Origin of the sequence: Actinosynnema sp. ALI-1.44 (genome assembly GCF_001984155.1) — a bacterium.
Classification (GTDB): Bacteria; Actinomycetota; Actinomycetes; order Mycobacteriales; family Pseudonocardiaceae; genus Kibdelosporangium.
The window spans coordinates 245,012-263,365 of record NZ_MTQO01000054.1 but is presented as its reverse complement, the minus strand read 5'-3'; the positions used below and the strand labels follow the sequence as shown (position 1 = coordinate 263,365).

The following is an 18,354-nucleotide window of genomic DNA, read 5'->3' as shown; positions in this document are numbered from 1 at the left end:
TTTGCACCCACCGCGAACAGGAGTGCCCACCTGTGGAACGTCGAGACTTCTTAAGAGTGGGAGTTGTCGGAGCCGCTGCCGCGGCCTTCGGCGGAGCGTCCTGGCACGACGCCTTCGCCGCCACAGCACAACCAGGCCCCAGCCCGTACGGGCCACTGCAAGCCGCGGACGCGAACGGCATCTCGTTGCCGAGCGGCTTCACCAGTCGAGTTGTCGCGCGCACCGGACAGCGCGTGACGGGCACGTCATACACCTGGCACCCAGCACCTGACGGCGGCGCGTGTTTCGCCGACGGCGCGGGGTGGATCTACACGTCCAACAGCGAAGTCGCCATCACCGGAGGTGTCGGCTCCATCAAGTTCGACGCGAACGGCACCATCACCGGCGCCTATCGGACCCTGTCGGCGACGAACGTGAACTGCGCGGGTGGTGCGACCCCGTGGAACACCTGGTTGTCCTGCGAGGAAGTCGACCGCGGCTACGTCTACGAGACCGATCCGTGGGGCGTGAAGGCAGCGGTGCGCCGCCCGGCGATGGGCCGGTTCAAGCACGAGGCATGCGCGGCCGACCCGGACCGGAAAGCCATCTACCTGACGGAGGACGTGTCGGACGGCGCGTTCTACCGGTTCATCCCCACGACGTGGGGCGACCTGTCAGCCGGACGACTCGAAGTGATGATCGGCGCGACCTCGGCCACCAGTGGGCCGGTGACCTGGAAGCAGGTCCCTGACCCGGCCGGTGGCTCGACGGCCACGCGAAACCAGGTCTCCGGCACAAAGCGGTTCAACGGCGGCGAAGGGTGCTACTACGCCGCAGGCGTCTGCTGGTTCACGACCAAGGGCGACAACCGCGTGTGGGCGTACGACGCCGTCAACAGTTCGATCAGCCTGACCTACGACGACTCGTTGGTCAGCCCCGGCACGCCCCCGTTGACCGGTGTGGACAACGTGACACGGTCCAGCACCGGAGATCTCTTCGTCGCCGAGGACGGCGGCAACATGGAGATCTGCATCATCACGCCGAACGCCGTCGTCGCGCCGTTCCTGCGGATCAACGGGCAGAACAGCTCCGAGATCACCGGCCCTGCCTTCAGCCCCAACGGCAAGCGGCTGTACTTCTCCTCGCAGCGCGGAACCTCGGGGAGCAGCAGTGGCGGGATCACCTATGAGGTGACAGGGCCCTTCCGGGTCTGATCGCGGTCGGGAGTGGTTGTCGGCCCTGCCGGCAACCACGTCCCGTCAGGCCGGGTGGAGCCTGAACGGGACCGCCGGTCGTCCGCCGAACCGTTCTCCTGCCTGCCTTGCCGCGTCACGCAGGAAGGTGTCCGCGTCGGACATCGCGCCTTCGCCCAGTCCTTCGAGGTATGCCCGGTGTGCCCGCAGCGAGGCCACTCCACGGTCCAAACTGGACTCAACGGCCACCGCGTGTGTCGCTGCCAGCCCGTCGGCCACCGCTATCCAGCGGACTCCGTTCCAGGGCTCCTGGTTCAGCTCGGGGAAGATCCAGCGGTTTCCCGCGTCGCCCACCGCGTCGAGCAGGGCTTCGCCGACGTTCCGGTGGTCGGGCGAGTTGCGGGCCCCGTTCGGCCAGAACGGCCCGTAGTGCAGGGTCACCACCAGTTCCGGCTTGTGCCTGCGGATCGCCGACGCCAGGTCCCGGCGCAGGGGCACGCCGTACTCGATCACACCGTCCTCGTGATCAAGGAATTCCACTTCGGACACACCGACGACTCGTGCCGCCTCGATCTGCTCGCGTTCGCGCACGGGGCCGCATTCCTGCGGGGACATGCCGTCGATCCCCGCCTCGCCGCGACTGGCCAGCACGTAGACGAACGACTTGCCCTCGTCCACCCAGCTGGCGATCGCCGCCGAAGCGCCGTATTCCAGGTCATCCGGGTGGGCCACGACCGCAAGGCCGCGTTCCCAGTCGGTCGGCATCGGCTCGTAGTCGTCCGCCATGGTCAACTGCTCCTGCGCGGTCGCTGCGGTTGGGCGCGGGTTGTCTTCTTCGCCGCGGACTTGGCCACCGTCTTGGCCGCCGTCTTCGCCACCGGGGTCTTCGCCGTCGGCTTGGCCGACTGCTTCGCCGTGGTCTTGGCGGCCGCGGCGGCACCCACGGCGGGCTTCGGCTGCGGCTTCTTCGCCTGTGCCGTCACGGATTTCGTCGGGGTGCTCGCCGCGGCCGCCTTCGGCTGAGCGGGCTTCGGTTCGGGGACGACCGCTGTGACGCGACGCGGTTTCTCTTCCTCGACCGGGTGTTCCCGCGCGGGCTTCTCCGGCTCCGTCGGCGTTACCGGGCGATTGGTCTCCGCGCGCCAGCTTGACCGGCTACGGGTGCGTGACCAGCGGACCACGCTTTCCGGACGGCGTGCTGTCTCGCCCGCCGCCTGCCGCGTCCTGCCCGCGCGGACCGCGCCGCCGACCAGGAACAGGGTGTGCCGCCAGAGCCGGTGTTGTTTCACCGTCGCGACGAGTTCGCCGATCGTCGTGCGTACGACCGTCTCGTCCGGCCAGCTCACCTTGTACGCCGCCACGACCGGGGTCGCGTCGTCGTAACCGCCCGCGCGCAGGGCGTCCGCGAGTTCCGCGGCCCGTGCCGCCGGGACAAGGACGGCCATCGTCGTGCCGAACTGGGCGTACTCCTTGATCTGCGCCAGATCGGGCATTCCGGTGGTTTCCTGGCCCGCGATGATCACCGAGTCGGCGAATTCGGGCTCGGTCAGCGACACGCCGACGGACACGGCCGCCGCCGACATGGGCGACACACCGGCGACGACGTCGGCAGGCAGTCCAACCCGGGCGCAGATGTCCAACTGCGCGCGCAGGCCGCCCCACGTCGCCGGATCGCCGGGCAACAGCCGGGCCACGCGCAGCTTGTCGCGCACCGCCCGCCGGTACAGCTCGACCACCTCGTCGTCGCCCAGCCGGGCCAGGTCGATCAGTTCGGCCCCGGGTTTCGCGTTCTCACGCACCCATCCGGCTTCGATGGTGCTCGGCGTCCACACCACCACGTCGGCCTCGCCGATCCGGCGAGCGCCTCGCACGGTGATCAGATCCGTGGCACCCGGACCCGCACCGACAAAGCTGATTCCTGCGCTCACCCGGCGACCGTACCGTGACGCTTCCCACCTCCCTTGCTCACCCCAGGCACTTGCGATGCGACACTCCAGTGTGTGACACCAACGGGCGAGCAGGTCTTCGACTGGATCGACACACGCGCGGACGAACGCCGCCGAGCGGGTCTGACCAGGCAACTCCGCCCGCGCCGCGCCGACGAGACGCTGCTCGACCTCGCCGGGAACGACTACCTCGGCCTCAGCAGGGACAAGCGCGTGAGCGGCGCCGCGGCGGCCGCGGCGCTGCGCTGGGGCGCGGGATCGACCGGGTCACGACTGGTCACGGGCACGACCGAACTGCACACCGAACTGGAGCACGCCCTGGCGTCTTTCTGTGGCGCGCAAGCGGCTTTGGTGTTCTCGTCCGGTTTCGCCGCGAACCTCGGCGCGATCACGGCACTGTCCGGAAAAGGTTCGGCAATCGTTACCGACGCGTACATCCACGCGTCCCTGATCGACGGATGTCGGCTCTCACGTGCGGATATCGCCGTGATGAACCACGGTGACGCGGCCGCGACCAAGCGCGCGCTCGCCACGAGGCGCACCGAGCACGCGTTGGTCGTGACGGATTCGGTGTTCTCAGTAGACGGAGACATGGCGCCGCTGCCCGCGCTGGCCGAAGCGTGCCGCGAGCACAACGCCGGTCTGCTTGTCGACGACGCGCACGGTTTCGGTGTTCTGGGCGACGGCGGCCGAGGCGCGGTCGCGGAAGCGGGTCTGATCAAGGAACCGAACGTCATCACCACCATCACGTTGTCGAAATCCCTTGGTGCGCAAGGTGGTGCGGTGCTTGGTCCGCGCCGCGTGATCCGTCACCTCGTGGAGACCGCCCGTACGTTCATCTTCGACACCGGCCTGGCCCCGTCCAGCGCGGCTGCGGCGTTGGCCGCGTTGAACGCGCTCAAGGACGAGCCTGAGCGCCCGCAGCGCGTCAGGGACAACGCGATGACCGTGGCGATGCGTTTGCGGGAGGCCGGTTTCCGCGTCTCGAAACCGGACGCCGCGGTGGTCTCGGTCCAGGTGCCCACACCGGCGGGCGCACTGGAATGGGCCGAGGAGTGCCGGACCGCCGGGGTGTGGGTCGGTTGTTTCCGACCGCCGTCGGTGCCGGACAAGATCTCGCGGCTGCGGCTGACCATGCGCGCGGACCTGACCGAGTCCGACATCGACAAGGCTATCGACATCATCACGCGCTGCGCCCCCGCAGGCGCCGCTCAAAGGTGAGTGGCGTAGTAACCCAGCGAACGGTTGTAGCGGGGCAGGTGCTTAGCCAACGCGGCCAGCGCCAGCCCGGCGGCCTCCCGTTCACGGCCGGTGTCCACAAGGGCGAGCGCCAGAAACGCGTCCAGCGCGTCGTCCAGTGTCGCCACCGACTCGTCCGGGTCCGACCGGCCGCGCTCGGCCGTCAGCAACGCCACGCTTTCCTCAGCCCGGCCGAGGTTGCGCAGCGTGCTGGCCAACTGGATCAAGGCACGGCGCCGCCGGTAGCCGCTCAAGCCGGACTCGAGCGCCTGACGATAAAGCGGCTCGGCCAGTTCGGGCCGCCCGGTCGAATCGTTCGCACACGCCAACTCGAACGCACCGACTGGACTGTCCGGCGGCAACTCGCCCACCAGCGCCTCGACCCGGGCCCTGAACTCGGCTTCGTCGTAGCCGCCCAGCCCCGCCCAGAGCGCGGCGAGGCGGTCTTCCCAGTCTTGTGTCGTCGTCACCCGATAAGCGTGCCAAGCCGCGGTGTGGATCGCAGCTGTTCCATGATCTCCTTGTAGTACGCCATCACACGCGTGTAGACGCCGGGCTTGTTCGGCAACGCGCAGCCCTCGCCCCACGAGGAGATTCCGAGCAGCCTGCCGTGCGCGACCATCGGCCCGCCGGAATCGCCCTGGCAGCCGTCGATCCCCCCTTGGGAGTAACCCGCGCAGACCATCGAGGCCGCGTTGAACTTGCTGAACGACTGCTGGCAGCTCGCGTCGGACACGAGCGGCACGTCCGCTTTGAGCAGGTACTGCGAGGTCTGCCCGCCGGACGAGGTCCTGCCCCAGCCGAGGATGGTCGCCATGGTGTTCGGCGCGTACGCCCACTGGTCGTCCGGTGTGGCGATCGGCAACGGCGCGTACTTGGCGTTCATCCGCTTGCTGAGCGTCAGCACGGCCACGTCGTTGCCTTTCAGCGCGTCGGTGTAACTCGGGTGCACCCAGATGTGCTTGACCTGCACCATGACACCGGCATTCATAGCCTTCTTGTCGTCGCGTCCGGCGACGACGTACACCTCGCCGGGCGTGGTCTCATTGCTCTTCACGCAGTGCGCCGCGGTGACGACCTTCTCGCTCGTGGCGAGCGTGCCGCCGCAGAACTGGAACCCGTCCTGCTGCGCGAGGAACACGGCGTACGGGAAATCCTGCGTGCTCGCTCTCTCACCGCCGACGATGCGCACGTCGGCCGACGCGGGCACCGCGGCCGCGACAAGACCCGCAAGGAGACACACCACCGCCAGCGTTCGGCCGACCCCGAGTTTCTCCCCCATGGCGTGCTCCCTCCGACTACCACTTGGACGGGGTCAACGTTATGTGAGAAGAGATCAACGCGCTGTCACTGAATCGGGTGGAGTTCATCCGTGATTAGCTGGACCCGTGCGGACCCTGTTGGTGATCTTGTTGCTGGTAGCCGGATGCAGCGCGCAACCGGCCGCGCAGCCCCCTTCGCAACCGGCACCGGCACCACCCACAACGAGCCGGATCCCTGTCACCACAACGGAAAAGACCACACCGGTGACACCGCCGCCCAGCACGGCGGCCAAGCCCGTGTGGGAGGTCGGCAGGACTCCGTTGCCGAAACGGGCCGACGGGTTCGGGGTGATCCGGCCGACGCCGCCCGAACTGGTGAACCGGTCATTGCCGACAAAAGATCTCCTACCGCCACCAGCGGACGGCAAGTACGAATCCACCGCCACACCGGTCCCGCCGGACGTGCTGGCCCGCAGCACCTGGCAGGCGGCGTGCCCGGTCGGCAAGGACGACCTGCGCTACCTCACGATGTCGTTCTGGGGTTTCGACGGCAGGCCGCACACCGGCGAGATGATCGTGAACGCGAAGGTGGCCCAGCAGGTCACGGCCGTGTTCGGCAAGTTGTACGACGCGAGGTTCCCGATCGAGGAGATGCGGGTGACGGCTCCGGCCGAGCTGACCGCGCCGCCGACCGGCGACGGCAACGCCACGGCCGCGTTCGTCTGCAGGCCCGCACGCGGCCAGACGAACTGGTCGGCACACGCGTACGGCCTGGCAGTCGACATCAACCCGTTCTGCAACCCGTACAGCAAAGGCGAGCTCGTGCTGCCCGAGCTCGCCTCCGCCTACCTCGACCGCGGGAGAGTCCGGCCCGGGATGATCCGGGCCGGTGACGCCGCCGAGCGCGCGTTCGCCGGAATCGGCTGGACCTGGGGCGGCACCTGGCGCTCACCCAAGGACCTGATGCACTTCTCGGCGACCGGGACCTAGCTCTTCTTGTCCCCGCCGTTGCCGCCGTTGCCGCCTTCGTTGTTCCCCTCGTCGTCGGACGGGCGACGGCGGAAGCCGCTGAAGACCTTGTCCGCGACACCGGACAGCGCGCCGCCGACGTCGCTGAAGACCTTCACCAGCGGGTCGGTCGAGTTGTTCCACGAGTCCTTGTAGGACTTCGCGGCACCCTGGATGTCCTCGTTCAGCGGGTTGTCGTCCTGGGCGTCGCGGCGCTTGTAGTCGCCGGTGAGGATGGTGCGGTACTCCTCCGACGCGGCCCAGCGCTGCAACTGCGATGCGCGGACGACCGCGAACGGGTGCGTCTGCTGCTCGACGGCGAGCAGCTTGATGATGCTGTCGCGGATGTCCTCGACTTCCTCGTACTCCTTGGCCTGCTCGAGGAAGGCCGGGATGTCGATCTGCGACAGGTCGGTCGCTCCCGCGAGGTACATGTGCGCGCGCAGCGACGCCTGCGGGTCCTGGCCGACGAGCAGACCGGCGCGGTCACAGCTCAGCTCGGCCTTGCGCTGCCACTCGTAGAGCGCCGCGATGACCGCACGCAGGCCGATCACGCCCAGCGGCACCCACGCGACCGAGCGCTGCAGCTTCAGCAGCCGGTCGAGCAGCGTGAGCAGCACCGCGTGGCCGGACAGCACGTGGCCCATCTCGTGACCGATCACGAACCGCAGCGCCTCGGTGTCGAACAGCTCGACCAGGCCGGAGGACACCACGATGAACGGCTCGTCGATGCCCCTGGTCTGCGCGATCACGCGCGGGTCGCGGGCGACGTAGAGCTTGGGGACCTGCTCGAGGTCGAGGACCTCGGCGGCCTCGTTGCGGATCCGGTCGAGCACGGGGTACTGCGACGGACCGACCCGCACGTGGGAGGCCACCGCCATCAGCCGCTCCGCCCGCTCGTTGAACAGGGCGTTGAGCGTCTTGAGCACGTCGGCGACGCCGGGCACGGAGCGCAGCGTGGCCATCGCTCCCTTGTCGGCGGGGTGTTCGTAGGCGCGTGGACTGATTCCGGGGAATCGGACGCGCGGTGACGACTGTTGGACGTCGGATTCAGTCACGGTGGTAAACCTCTCCCTGTGGTTAACGCCAACGTACGCGGAAACGGACAACGAGGGAGCCGACTGGACCGCATACCCGGCAAAGACCAGGGTTGTCCCTGACGCCCACATCAGTGAACTCACTACCGGAGGTAGCAACATGAGCCTGGAGCGCCCTGTCACGCCCGACCCCTACGACCTGCTGCCCACTGTACGGTCGTTCACGGTGTCGTCGAGCGACGTGACCGGCGGCCAGCAGCTTGGCGAGGCACAGGTGTTCGACGGCGGCAACACCTCGCCGCAACTGAGCTGGTCGGGCTTCCCGTCGGACACCAAGAGCTTCGTGGTGACCTGTTTCGACCCGGACGCGCCGACGCCGTCGGGCTTCTGGCACTGGCTGGCCGTCGACATCCCCGCGTCGGTGACGTCACTGGACGCGGGCGCCGGGGAGAGCGACACCACTCTGCCGGAAGGCGCGTTCCACACGCGCAACGACTTCACCAACCACAAGTTCGACGGCGCCGCGCCGCCCGCCGGTGACCAGGTGCACCGGTACTACTTCGTGGTGCACGCCGTCGACCAGGAGAAACTCGGTGTCGACGAGAGCGCGTCGGCCGCGTACGTGAGCTTCAACCTGGCGTTCCACACGCTGGCGCGGGCGATCATCGTGCCCACCTACCAGCACTGAGCCCGGTCACCGGCAGGAACATCGCCGGGGCCGGTGTTGTTGACTGTCGCTGTGCGGACCTTTGATCTGGTGATAGTCGGTACCGGCTCCGGCAATTCCATCCTCGACCAGCGCTTCGGGGACTGGAACGTGGCCATCGTGGAGAAGGGTGTCTTCGGTGGCACGTGCCTGAACGTCGGCTGCATCCCGACGAAGATGTTCGTGCACACCGCGGACCTGGCAGCGACGCCCGCCGCCAGTGCGCGGCTGGGTGTGGACTCCACGTTGGACGGTGTGCGCTGGGGCGACATCCGCGACCGAATCTTCGGGCGGATCGACCCGATCGCCTCGGGGGGCCGCGAGTACCGCGTCAGCCACGCGGACAACGCCAACGTCACCGTCTTCGAGGGCACCGGCAGGTTCACCGCGCCCAAGGTCCTCGAGGTGACGCTGCCGGACGGCACGAGCGAGACCATCACCGCGCCGAAGTTCGTGCTCGCCGCGGGTGGGCGCGCCGTCGTCCCGGACGTGCCCGGCCTCGCCGACGTCGGCTACGAGACCAGCGACACGATCATGCGGCTGGACAAGCTGCCCGAGAAGCTGACCATCCTCGGTAGCGGGTTCGTCGCGGCCGAGTTCGCGCACGTGTTCTCGTCCTACGGCGTCGACGTCACGGTTGTCGCCCGCTCCGGCGCGTTGCTGCGTCGCGAGGACGACGAGATCTCGGAACGCTTCACCGAACTCGCGTCGGCCAGGTGGGACGTGCGGCTGGACCGCAAGTCCGTCCGCGCCGAACGGGCCGGTGACGTGGTCAGGCTGCACCTGGAGGGGCCGTCCGGCGCGGAGACCGTCGAATCCGACGTCCTGCTGGTGGCGGTCGGGCGCACGCCGAACTCCGACATCCTCGACACCACGGCCGGGGGCATCGCGACGGTGCCGACCGGGCACGTGGTGGTCGACGACCACCAGCAGACCACTGTGGACGGCGTGTACGCGCTCGGCGACATCAGTTCGCCGTACGAGCTCAAGCACGTGGCCAACCACGAGGCCCGAGTCGTGCAGCACAACCTCCTGCACCCGGAGGACAGGAAGGCCTCGGACCACAGGTTCGTGCCGCACGCGGTGTTCACGTCGCCGCAGATCGCCTCGGTCGGGCTGACCGAGCGGGAGGCCGCGGCGAGCCACCAGCGCTACGTGGTGGCCGTGCAGAACTACTCGGACATCGCGTACGGCTGGGCGATGGAGGACACCACCGGGTTCGTGAAGCTGCTGGCCGACCCGGTCACCGGGCAGTTGCTCGGCGCGCACATCATGGGCCCGCAGGCGGCGAGCGTGATCCAGCCGTTGATCCAGGCGATGAGCTTCGGCCTGCCCGCGCACGAGATGGCACGCGGCCAGTACTGGATCCACCCCGGCATGCCGGAGGTCGTGGAGAACGCGCTGCTCAAGCTCGAGTTGGAATAACGGGTAAACCTTTTGCCCTCCCCGGCGTGTAACTGATCGACAGCACGTAGTCGATCAGTTCCGGGGAGTGCCATCACCGTGTGGGGCTGGGTACGCAGGACCTGCTATGTCCTGGTCTTCCTGTCGATCGCCGCGCCGCTGGTCGCGTTCCGCTACTGCTACTCGTTGTGGGACGTGCCCGACCCCGCGCAGATCGCCGCTGGCCAGAACCAGACCATCAGGCTGTACTACTCCGACGGCGTGACCGAGCTGGCCAGGATCTCGCCCAAGAGCGGCAACCGCTCGTCCGTGCGGTTCCAGGACATCCCCGAGCACGTGCAGCACGCGGTGCTGGCCGCCGAGGACAACAGCTACTGGGACAACTCGGGGTTCGACCTCACCGGGATCATGCGGGCGGTGTGGAACAACGTGACCGGCGCGTCCGGCGGCGGCTCCACCATCACCCAGCAGTACGTCAAGAAGGCGACCGGCAACGAGCAGCTGTCGTTCGACCGCAAGTGGCGCGAAATGGTCCTCGCCAAGAAGATGGCCGACACCTACGCCAAGGAGGACCTGCTCACCGCCTACCTCAACACCGTCTACTTCGGACGCGGCGCGAACGGGATCCAGGCGGCGGCGCAGGCGTACTTCGGCAAGGACGTGCAGCGGCTCGACGTCTCCGAAGCCGCGCTGCTCGCCGGGGTGATCCAGCGGCCGACGTACTGGGACCCGGACGTGGACAAGGAGAACGCCGAGCGGCGGTGGACGTTCGTCCTCGACCAGATGGCCGCGCAGGGCTGGCTGGCCGACCGGGCCTCGCTGCGGTTCCCTGCGACCCTGCTGAGGGACGCCGCACCGAGTTCGGCCCGGATGCAGATCCAGACCCAGGTGCTCGCCGAGTTGGAGGAACTCGCCGACCTGCGCCGGGACGAGATGCACCAACGCGGCTACCGCGTGATCACGACGATCGACCGGGACGCCCAGACGAGCGCCGAACAGGCGGTGTCCACCGTCATGGCCGGTCAGCCCGACACCCTGCGCGCGGCTGTGGTGTCCATCGACCCCCGTTCCGGCGGCGTGCTGGCGTACCACGGTGGTGGTAACGGGATCGGCCTGGACTACGCGCAGTCGCCGCAGGAGGCAGGCTCCACGTTCGGCACTTTCGTCGCCGTCGCGGCGTTCCAGCGCGGTTTCCGGCCGGATTCCCCGCTGGACGGCGGTTCGCCGCGGATGGTCGACGGCATTCCGTTCCAGAACCCGGCCGGTGTGCGGTGTTCGCCGTGTGACGTGGGCGGGTCCCTGCAGCACCAGGTGAACACCGCTTCGGCCGCGCTGACGTCGAAGCTCGGCACCGGCGCGGTCGCCGATGCCGCGTACCACCTGGGCATTCCCGCTGAGCTGCGGGGGAAACCGACGCTGACCGAGGCCGCGGGCAAGCAGCCCGACACCCGGATCGCGGTCGGCGCGGGCGCCACGCGGGTCCGGACGATCGACATGGCCCGCGCGTACGCCACTCTCGCCGCCAACGGAGTGCGGACCAACTCGCACTTCGTCGACCGGGTCGAGGACGTGGCCGGTGCTGTTCGCTACAACGCGAAGCTTTCGCTGACCCAGGTGACGCCACCGAAGATCGCGTCCATGGTGACGGCCAACCTGTCCCGAATCCCGTTGGCCAACGGGCACACCGCCGCCATCCGCCCGGGCACCCGCGCGTACGGCAACGACGGCGCGACCGCGAAAGCATGGATGATCGGCTACACCCCGCACATCGCGACCGCGGCGTGGATCGGTGCGGACAAGATCATGCCGTTGAAGAACAAGGAAGGTAAGGACATCACCGCACTGGGTGAACCGGCCACGATGTGGCGCGCGGTGATGGACGGGTACCGCGGCGGCGAACCCCGCGCCTCGCAGACACCCGATCCCGCCGCCCGCCCCAGCCCGCCCACCCGGTAGGGCCGCCTGCGCCGAAAGGCGGCCCGCACGGGTGTCAGCCGACGATGGTGCTGTTGGTGATTAGCTGCTGCAACGGGTTGCCGGTCGGGGCGTTGGTGCAGTTGCCCGTCTTGATGCCGTCCGGCACGTCGTTGAGGCCGTCGACGAACACGCCGCTGCCGCACATCTGGATCGGCGCCACGCTGACGTTCTGGATCAGCGGGGCGTCACCGTCGAAACCGCTGAGCACGTCCTCGTCGTGGTCGGCGAACGCGGTACCGGCCTGGCACAGCATGGCCGCCATGGCGGCACCCAGCACAATAAAACGCCTCTTCGCAGGCATGAGAAACCTTTCACAACGACAACACGGGAACAGCAGGGGCGGACCGGCGCCACTCACGATCCGCATCGCGGGAAAACAGTACCCACACCACTGTCGCCACCAAAACAGCTCAGCAATTGTTCACTCGACCGAGAAAACTGCGAACACGCATCGTGACAACCGTACTGGGGAAATACGAGCGACCCCTGCCCGAGGACCACCGGATCGGGTCACGGCCCGACATGATGCGAGCGGGACCGGCACCCCGGTCCCGCTCGCATACTTGCTGTCTGGTATGTATTCGTCAGCCGTTGTTGCTCACGACGACGGAGTTGCCGTCGCCGTTGTTGGTGACAGTTGTGCTGTTGTGGTCGCTGCTGTTCGCGACGACTGTGGTGCTGTTTCCGGTACCGCTATTGCTGACTGCGGTGTCATTGGAGTTGCTGTCGTTGTTGCTCACCACGGTCGTGGTCCCGACGGCGTGGGCGTTGGACACCGCCGTGTCGTTGCCGCTGCTCGCGTTGTTGCTCACCACCGTCGTCGTGTGGTCGGCGTGGTGGTTGTCGATCCCCGTGTTGTTGTGGTGGGAGTCGTTGTTGCTCACGACAGCCGTGTTGTTGTTGGAGTCGGCGTTGTGGATCCCGGTGTTGTTGCCGTTGGCGTCGTCGTTGGCGACCGCGACGTCGTTGTGGTTGGCGTGGTCGTTCACGACGGCCGTGTCGTTGCCGTTGGCGTTCGAGTTGCCGATCCAGGCGGAGTTGTTGTCCGCATGGTCGTTCGCCACAGCGGTGTTGTTGCCGTTGGCGTTCGAGTTGCCGACGCTCACCGAGTTGTGGTCGGCGTGGTCATTGCCGACCGCGGTGTCGTTGCCGTTCGCGTGGCTGTTCCCGACGGCGGTCAAGTTCGAGTTGGAGTGGACGTTCCCGACCGCGGTGTTGTTGTGGTTGGCGTGGCTGTTGCCGACCGCGGTGGTGTTGTGGTCCGCGTGCGCGTTCTGGACCGCCGTGTTGTTGTGGTCGGCGTTCGAGTTGACGATCTTGATCTTGTTGGCGTTGGCGAGCAGGTTCGCGATCTTGATGTGGTTCGCGTTGCCGTTCAGGTTGCTGACCACTGCATCGTTGTGCCCCGGTTTGTCGGCAGTTGTCGCCGCATGCGCCGTACCCATCGCGGGCAAAGCCAATGCGCCAATCAGAACAGCTCGCGCCGCCCATCGATTGATGATCACCGAATGCTCCTTGTTCTCAATTTCACGAGTGGCGCTCTGCCACCGCCAAGCGCCCCGCACTCAAGGTAGAGCAGAACCGGACACACGGTCGGGTGGATTCACACACCCGTAAGCGGTGCCACCAAAGCCGCAGTTCATGTCAATTCCACACCATTCGGTACTGAAAATTTTCCGCCGCGATGATCGTAACATTCACACTTCAGGCGGCTAGCGGCCGCCCGTTCGGCTCAACCGATCACACACACCGAGTCATATATCGAACGCGCAATATGTCCGGGTCGCGACACAAAATCCGGTGGCCACTCAGAAGTGGCCACCGGACGGGTATTTTTTCATTCGCTTCGGCGTGTCATCCCAGGAGCTGGTCGATCGCGCGGTAGATGCGTTTCTCCGACACCGCGTACGCGGTCTTGATGGATTGCGCGAAGTAGCTCAACCGCAGTTCCTCGATCATCCAGCGGATCCGGCGCGCCTCCGGGCTGTCGGGCAGCTCCCGGTAGGCCTGCCACACGTCCTGCGCGATCTGCGCCCACTCGAGGTCGCGCTCGGGCCGTTCGGGCAGCTTGTCGAGCCGGAGTTCGATGCCACGCAGGTAGCGGACCAGGCTCGGCAGCTGGTCGTAGCCGGTCGCGGTGACGAACCCGCGGTAGACCAGCCGGGACAGCTGCTGGCGGATGTCCTGCAACGACGGCTCGATCCGCTTGCCGCCCATGGCGGACAACCGGGTCTGCACCGAGTTGTACGCGGCGAGCGTGCCCTGCACGTGGTTCACGGCCTCGAGCACAGTCGGGTTCAACTGCGTGCGCACCTTGTCCTGCAAGGCTTTGAACGCCTCGGCCGTCCACGCGACACCACCCGCGTCCGTGACGATCTTGTCCACCGCGCACGCGATGCAGTCGTCGAAGAAGTCCTGCATGTCGCGGTGCGGATTCGCCGACAACGCCAGCTTCGCGGTGTTGCTCATCCGGCCGAGGACGTACTTCAACGGCGACGCCGTGTTCAGCAACAACAGCCGCCGCGTGCCCTGCCACATGGACGCGCGCTGTTCGGCCTCCGTCTCGAACATCCGGACGTCCACAGCCGTCCCCGCGTCGACCAACGCGGGATACGCGGTCACGACGAAGCCGTGCTGCTCCTGCCTGAGCATCTTCGGCAGCGTGCCGATCTCCCAGGTGCGCAGGCCCTTGCGTTCGATCTCGCCCGCGGCCGACGACAGCGTCTCCCGCATCTTGGGCTGCAGGCGGCGCTTGAGGTCGCCGAGGTCCTTGCCTTCCGCCAGCAGCTTGCGGCGCTCGTCCACGACCCGGTACGTCACCCGCAGGTGGTCGGGCAGCTTGGTCAGGTCCCAGTCCTCGCGGGCCACCGCGATCCCGGACAACGCCTTGATGTGCCGCTCGACCACGTCCAGCAGGTTCTCGTCGCCGAGGTCGGTGATCCGGTGCAGGATCGCCTTCGCCCAGTCCGGCGCGGGCACGAAGTTGCGGCGCACCTGCTTGGGCAGGGACTTCAGCAGCGCGGTGATGATCTCCTCGCGCAGCCCCGGAACCTGCCAGGCGAACCCGTCCGCGCTCACCTGGTTGAGCACCGGCAACGGGATGTGCGCGGTGACCCCGTCGTCCTTGCGGCCCGGCTCGAACTGGTACGACAGCCGCATGGTGAGGCCGTCGCGTTTCCAGTCGTCCGGGAACGCCTGCGGGGTCACGGTCTTCGCGTTGGCGTTGAGCAGCATCTCGGTCGGGAACGTCAACAGGTCCGGCTGCCCGGCACGGGTTTTCTTCCACCACGTGTCGAAATGCCGCCCCGAGACGACGTCCTTGCCGATCCGCTTGTCGTAGAAGTCGAACAGCGTCTCGTCGTCGACCAGCAGGTCACGCCGCCGCGCCCGGTTCTCCAGCTCCTCGACCTCGGTCAGCAGCTTGCGGTTGTCGTGGAAGAACTTGTGCCTGGTCTCCCAGTCACCCTCGACCAGGGCGCTGCGGATGAACATCTCCCTGGACAGCTCCGGGTCGATCCGGCCGTAGTTGACCTTCCGGTTCGCCACGATCGGGACGCCGTACAGCGTCACGCGTTCGGTCGCCATCACGGCGGCCTGCCTGCGTTCCCAATGGGGTTCGCTGTAGGTGCGCTTCACCAGGTGGGTGGCGAGCGGCTCCACCCAGTCCGGTTCGATCCGCGCCGCGATCCGGCCCCACAGCCGGGACGTCTCCACCAGTTCCGCGGCCATCACCCACTGCGGCGGCTTCTTGAACAACGCCGATCCGGGGAACACCGCGAACCGGGCGCCCCGCGCGCCCATGTAGTCCTGTTTCTGCGGGTCGCGCAGGCCGACGTGCGACAGCAGGCCCGCGAGCAGCGACTGGTGCACGCGGACCGCGTCGACCTCGTCGCCGACCGGCTTCGGTTTGACGTCCATCACCTGGCGCAGCTGCGAATAGATGTCCTGCCACTCGCGAACACGCAGGTAGTTGAGGTACTCCGCCTTGCACAGCTTGCGGAACCGGTTGCCCGACAGCTCCTTCTGCTTGTCCCGCAGGTACTGCCAGAGATTCAGGTACGACAGGAAGTCCGAGGTCTTGTCGACGAACCTGGCGTGTGACTGCTGCGCCTGTTCCTGCTTGTCCTGCGGGCGCTCCCGGGGGTCCTGAATGGACAGCGCGGCGGCGATCACCATGACCTCGTGCACGCAGCCGTTGCCTTCGGCGGCGAGCACCATCCGGGCGAGCCTCGGGTCGACGGGCAGCTGGGCGAGCTTGCGGCCCAGCGCCGTCAGCCCGGACTGCTCCAGCGCCCCCAGCTCCTGCAACAGGTTCACGCCGTCGGCGATGTTGCGTTTGTCCGGTGGTTCGATGAACGGGAACGCCGCGATGTCACCGAGCCCCGCCGCGGTCATCTGCAGGATGACCGACGCGAGGTTGGTGCGCAGGATCTCCGGATCGGTGAACTCGGGCCGCGCGTCGAAGTCGTCTTCGGTGTAGAGCCGGATGCAGATGCCTTCGGAGACACGGCCACAGCGGCCCTTGCGCTGGTTGGCCGAAGCCTGCGACACCGCTTCGATCGGCAGCCGCTGGACCTTCAACCGGTTGCTGTACCGGGAGATCCGCGCGGTCCCCGGGTCGATCACGTACTTGATGCCCGGCACGGTCAACGACGTCTCGGCCACGTTCGTGGCCAGCACGATCCGCCTGCCGCGGTGGGACTGGAACACGCGGTGCTGCTCGGCGAACGACAGCCGCGCGTACAGCGGCAGGATCTCGGTGTTCTTCAGGTCCTGTTTCGTGAGCGCGTCCGCGGTGTCGCGGATCTCGCGTTCGCCGCTGAGGAACACCAGGATGTCACCGGGGCCTTCGGCGGCGAGCTCGTCCACCGCGTCCAGGATCGCCTGGGTCTGGTCGCGGTCCTCGTCGGCGTCCGGGTCGTCCGGGTCGATGACCGGCCGGTAGCGGACCTCGACCGGGTACGTCCGGCCGGAGACCTCCACGATCGGCGCGTCGTCGAAGTGCCGGGAGAACCGCTCCGGGTCGATCGTCGCCGACGTGATGATCACCTTCAGGTCGGGCCGCCTGGGCAGCAGCTGCTTGATGTACCCGAGGATGAAGTCGATGTTGAGGCTGCGTTCGTGCGCCTCGTCGATGATCAGCGTGTCGTACTGGGACAGCAGCCGGTCGGTCTGGATCTCGGCGAGCAGGATGCCGTCGGTCATCAGCTTGACCGCCGTGCTGTCGCTGACCTGGTCGTTGAACCGGACCTTGTAGCCGATCGAGTCACCCAGCTCCACGCCGAGCTCCTCGGCGATGCGCTCGGCGACCGTGCGCGCGGCGAGCCTGCGCGGCTGCGTGTGGCCGATCGTGCCGCGGACGCCGCGACCGAGCTCGAGGCAGATCTTGGGCAGCTGGGTCGTCTTGCCCGACCCTGTCTCGCCGGCGACGATCACGACCTGGTGGTCGCGGACGGCGGCGAGGATCTCGTCGCGCCGCTGGCTGACCGGCAGCTCGGCCGGGTAGGTGATCTCGGGCATGGCTGAGCGCCGCGCGTCGATCTTGAGCTCGGCCGACGCGATGTCGGCGGCGATCTGCTCGAGAACGGTGTCGCGGGCTTCTGGCTTGCGGATCTTGCGGACGCCTTCGAGGCGGCGGCCCAGCCTGCGCTCGTCACGCAGGGTCAGAGCCGGCAGCCGCTGCGCCAAACCGGCGAGCGTCGAATCCTTTGGTGGGGTTCCCATCTCGACTACCAGGATAAGCAACGGCCGCGATCAGCACCCGCGGATTAAAAACCGACCGGCCCTACGCGAAACGCAGGATGAGATGGCAGTCTGTTCATTCGACGAACATCGTCGGTGACTACAACAAACGTAGGATGTTTGGTTGTCCGAACATCTTGTGGGGAGGATGACACCGTGCCGTTGGCCACGACCCGGCGTGCCGGCCTTGTCGACCAGGTGATCGACCAGATGCGCAGTGCGATCACCACGGGAGAGTGGCGGGTTGGCGAACGAATCCCCACCGAGCCCGAGCTCGTGACCGCTCTGGGCGTCGGCCGCAACACCGTTCGCGAGGCAGTCCGCGCCCTCGCCCACGCCGGGCTGCTCGAAGTCCGCCAAGGTGATGGCACGTTCGTACGTGCCACCAGTGAACTGTCCGGTGCCGTGCGCAGGCTGTGCGGTCCCGAACTCCGCGATGTCCTGGAAGTGCGCCGCGCCCTCGAGGCGGACGGAGCCCGTCTCGCGGCCACCAACCGGACCGACGCCCAGCTGGAACAACTCGTCCGCCTGCTCGAGATCCGCGACGAGGCGGCCGCGTCGGGCCAGTGGGCCAAGTTCGTGCAGGCCGACGCGGACTTCCACCACCTCGTTGTGGTGGCGTCGCACAACAAGCTCCTGGCCGAGTTGCACGCGGGCCTGACCGAGGTGATCAAGGCCAGCATCGAGGCCATCGACGAGACGGCGCAACCGGGCGCCCCCAAACTCGATCACTACGGCCTGCTCCACGCCATCCGCGACCGCGACGCCGAACGCGCCGTGCGGGAGGCAGGCGGTTTTCTCGCCGAGGCTCTGACGTACCTGGCCAGGAACCCGGCGTCGTGAGCAGCTGACCCGGATGCC

General features: G+C 67.6%; 15 protein-coding genes. 7 read left to right on the top strand and 8 right to left on the bottom strand.

The features are described 5' to 3' along the window. Nucleotides 1-32 precede the first annotated feature (32 nt). On the top strand, nt 33-1,193 hold the full coding sequence (locus ALI144C_RS48170) for an alkaline phosphatase PhoX (RefSeq protein ID WP_076994013.1): 1,161 nt from the start codon (nt 33-35) through the stop codon (nt 1,191-1,193). A gap of 45 nt (nt 1,194-1,238) precedes the next feature. On the opposite strand, the gene ALI144C_RS48165 is transcribed toward ALI144C_RS48170, so the two are convergent. Beyond that, nucleotides 1,239-1,958 (bottom strand): PIG-L deacetylase family protein, encoded by a 720-nt coding sequence (locus ALI144C_RS48165; RefSeq protein WP_076994012.1) that lies wholly within the window; start codon nt 1,956-1,958, stop codon nt 1,239-1,241. A gap of 2 nt (nt 1,959-1,960) precedes the next feature. After that, nucleotides 1,961-3,100, bottom strand: a complete 1,140-nt coding sequence (locus ALI144C_RS48160; RefSeq protein ID WP_076994011.1) for a cobalt-precorrin-4/precorrin-4 C(11)-methyltransferase — start codon at nt 3,098-3,100, stop codon at nt 1,961-1,963. Nucleotides 3,101-3,172: 72 nt separating this feature from the next. Between ALI144C_RS48160 and ALI144C_RS48155 the strand changes: the two genes are divergently transcribed. Then, nucleotides 3,173-4,339 carry an 8-amino-7-oxononanoate synthase gene (locus ALI144C_RS48155; protein WP_076994010.1) on the top strand — a complete coding sequence of 389 codons (1,167 nt, stop codon included), beginning with the start codon at nt 3,173-3,175 and terminating at the stop codon, nt 4,337-4,339. Here the strand turns inward: ALI144C_RS48155 and ALI144C_RS48150 are convergent. Further along, nucleotides 4,330-4,827, bottom strand: coding sequence for a tetratricopeptide repeat protein (locus tag ALI144C_RS48150; RefSeq protein ID WP_076994009.1), 498 nt, complete (start codon nt 4,825-4,827; stop codon nt 4,330-4,332). The genes ALI144C_RS48155 and ALI144C_RS48150 overlap by 10 nt on opposite strands. Beyond that, complete coding sequence (locus ALI144C_RS48145; protein ID WP_076994008.1) at nt 4,824-5,639, bottom strand: S1 family peptidase; 816 nt, start codon at nt 5,637-5,639, stop codon at nt 4,824-4,826. The genes ALI144C_RS48150 and ALI144C_RS48145 overlap by 4 nt, the downstream gene beginning before the upstream one ends. Before the next feature lie 244 nt (nt 5,640-5,883). On the opposite strand from ALI144C_RS48145, the gene ALI144C_RS48140 reads away from it, so the two are divergent. Next, on the top strand, nt 5,884-6,609 hold the full coding sequence (locus tag ALI144C_RS48140; RefSeq protein WP_330359658.1) for a M15 family metallopeptidase: 726 nt from the start codon (nt 5,884-5,886) through the stop codon (nt 6,607-6,609). Here the strand turns inward: ALI144C_RS48140 and ALI144C_RS48135 are convergent. Further along, on the bottom strand, nt 6,606-7,685 hold the full coding sequence (locus ALI144C_RS48135) for a M48 family metallopeptidase (protein WP_076994007.1): 1,080 nt from the start codon (nt 7,683-7,685) through the stop codon (nt 6,606-6,608). The genes ALI144C_RS48140 and ALI144C_RS48135 overlap by 4 nt on opposite strands. Before the next feature lie 139 nt (nt 7,686-7,824). Between ALI144C_RS48135 and ALI144C_RS48130 the strand changes: the two genes are divergently transcribed. The 3 genes from ALI144C_RS48130 (at nt 7,825) to ALI144C_RS48120 (ending at nt 11,730) form a co-directional block, all read left to right on the top strand. Next, a complete protein-coding gene (locus ALI144C_RS48130) occupies nt 7,825-8,352 on the top strand; it encodes a YbhB/YbcL family Raf kinase inhibitor-like protein (protein WP_076994006.1) in 528 nt (175 codons plus the stop codon). A 51-nt stretch (nt 8,353-8,403) separates the two neighbouring features. Next, a complete protein-coding gene (locus ALI144C_RS48125) occupies nt 8,404-9,795 on the top strand; it encodes a mycothione reductase (RefSeq protein ID WP_076994811.1) in 1,392 nt (463 codons plus the stop codon). Nucleotides 9,796-9,873: 78 nt separating this feature from the next. Continuing rightward, nucleotides 9,874-11,730: a transglycosylase domain-containing protein gene (locus tag ALI144C_RS48120; RefSeq protein ID WP_076994005.1), complete on the top strand. Its 1,857-nt coding sequence runs from the start codon at nt 9,874-9,876 to the stop codon at nt 11,728-11,730. Nucleotides 11,731-11,764: 34 nt separating this feature from the next. Here ALI144C_RS48120 and ALI144C_RS48115 read toward each other — a convergent pair whose 3' ends face one another. The 3 genes from ALI144C_RS48115 to hrpA form a co-directional block, all read right to left on the bottom strand. Next, nucleotides 11,765-12,052 (bottom strand): hypothetical protein, encoded by a 288-nt coding sequence (locus tag ALI144C_RS48115; protein ID WP_143231335.1) that lies wholly within the window; start codon nt 12,050-12,052, stop codon nt 11,765-11,767. 283 nt (nt 12,053-12,335) lie between these two features. Beyond that, nucleotides 12,336-13,256, bottom strand: coding sequence for a hypothetical protein (locus ALI144C_RS48110; protein WP_143231334.1), 921 nt, complete (start codon nt 13,254-13,256; stop codon nt 12,336-12,338). A gap of 349 nt (nt 13,257-13,605) precedes the next feature. Continuing rightward, entirely contained in the window at nt 13,606-17,475 is a 3,870-nt protein-coding gene (hrpA, locus tag ALI144C_RS48105; protein ID WP_076994002.1) for an ATP-dependent RNA helicase HrpA, read from the bottom strand. 174 nt (nt 17,476-17,649) lie between these two features. Between hrpA and ALI144C_RS48100 the strand changes: the two genes are divergently transcribed. Next, complete coding sequence (locus ALI144C_RS48100; protein ID WP_076994001.1) at nt 17,650-18,336, top strand: FadR/GntR family transcriptional regulator; 687 nt, start codon at nt 17,650-17,652, stop codon at nt 18,334-18,336. The last annotated feature ends 18 nt before the right edge of the window (nt 18,337-18,354 follow it).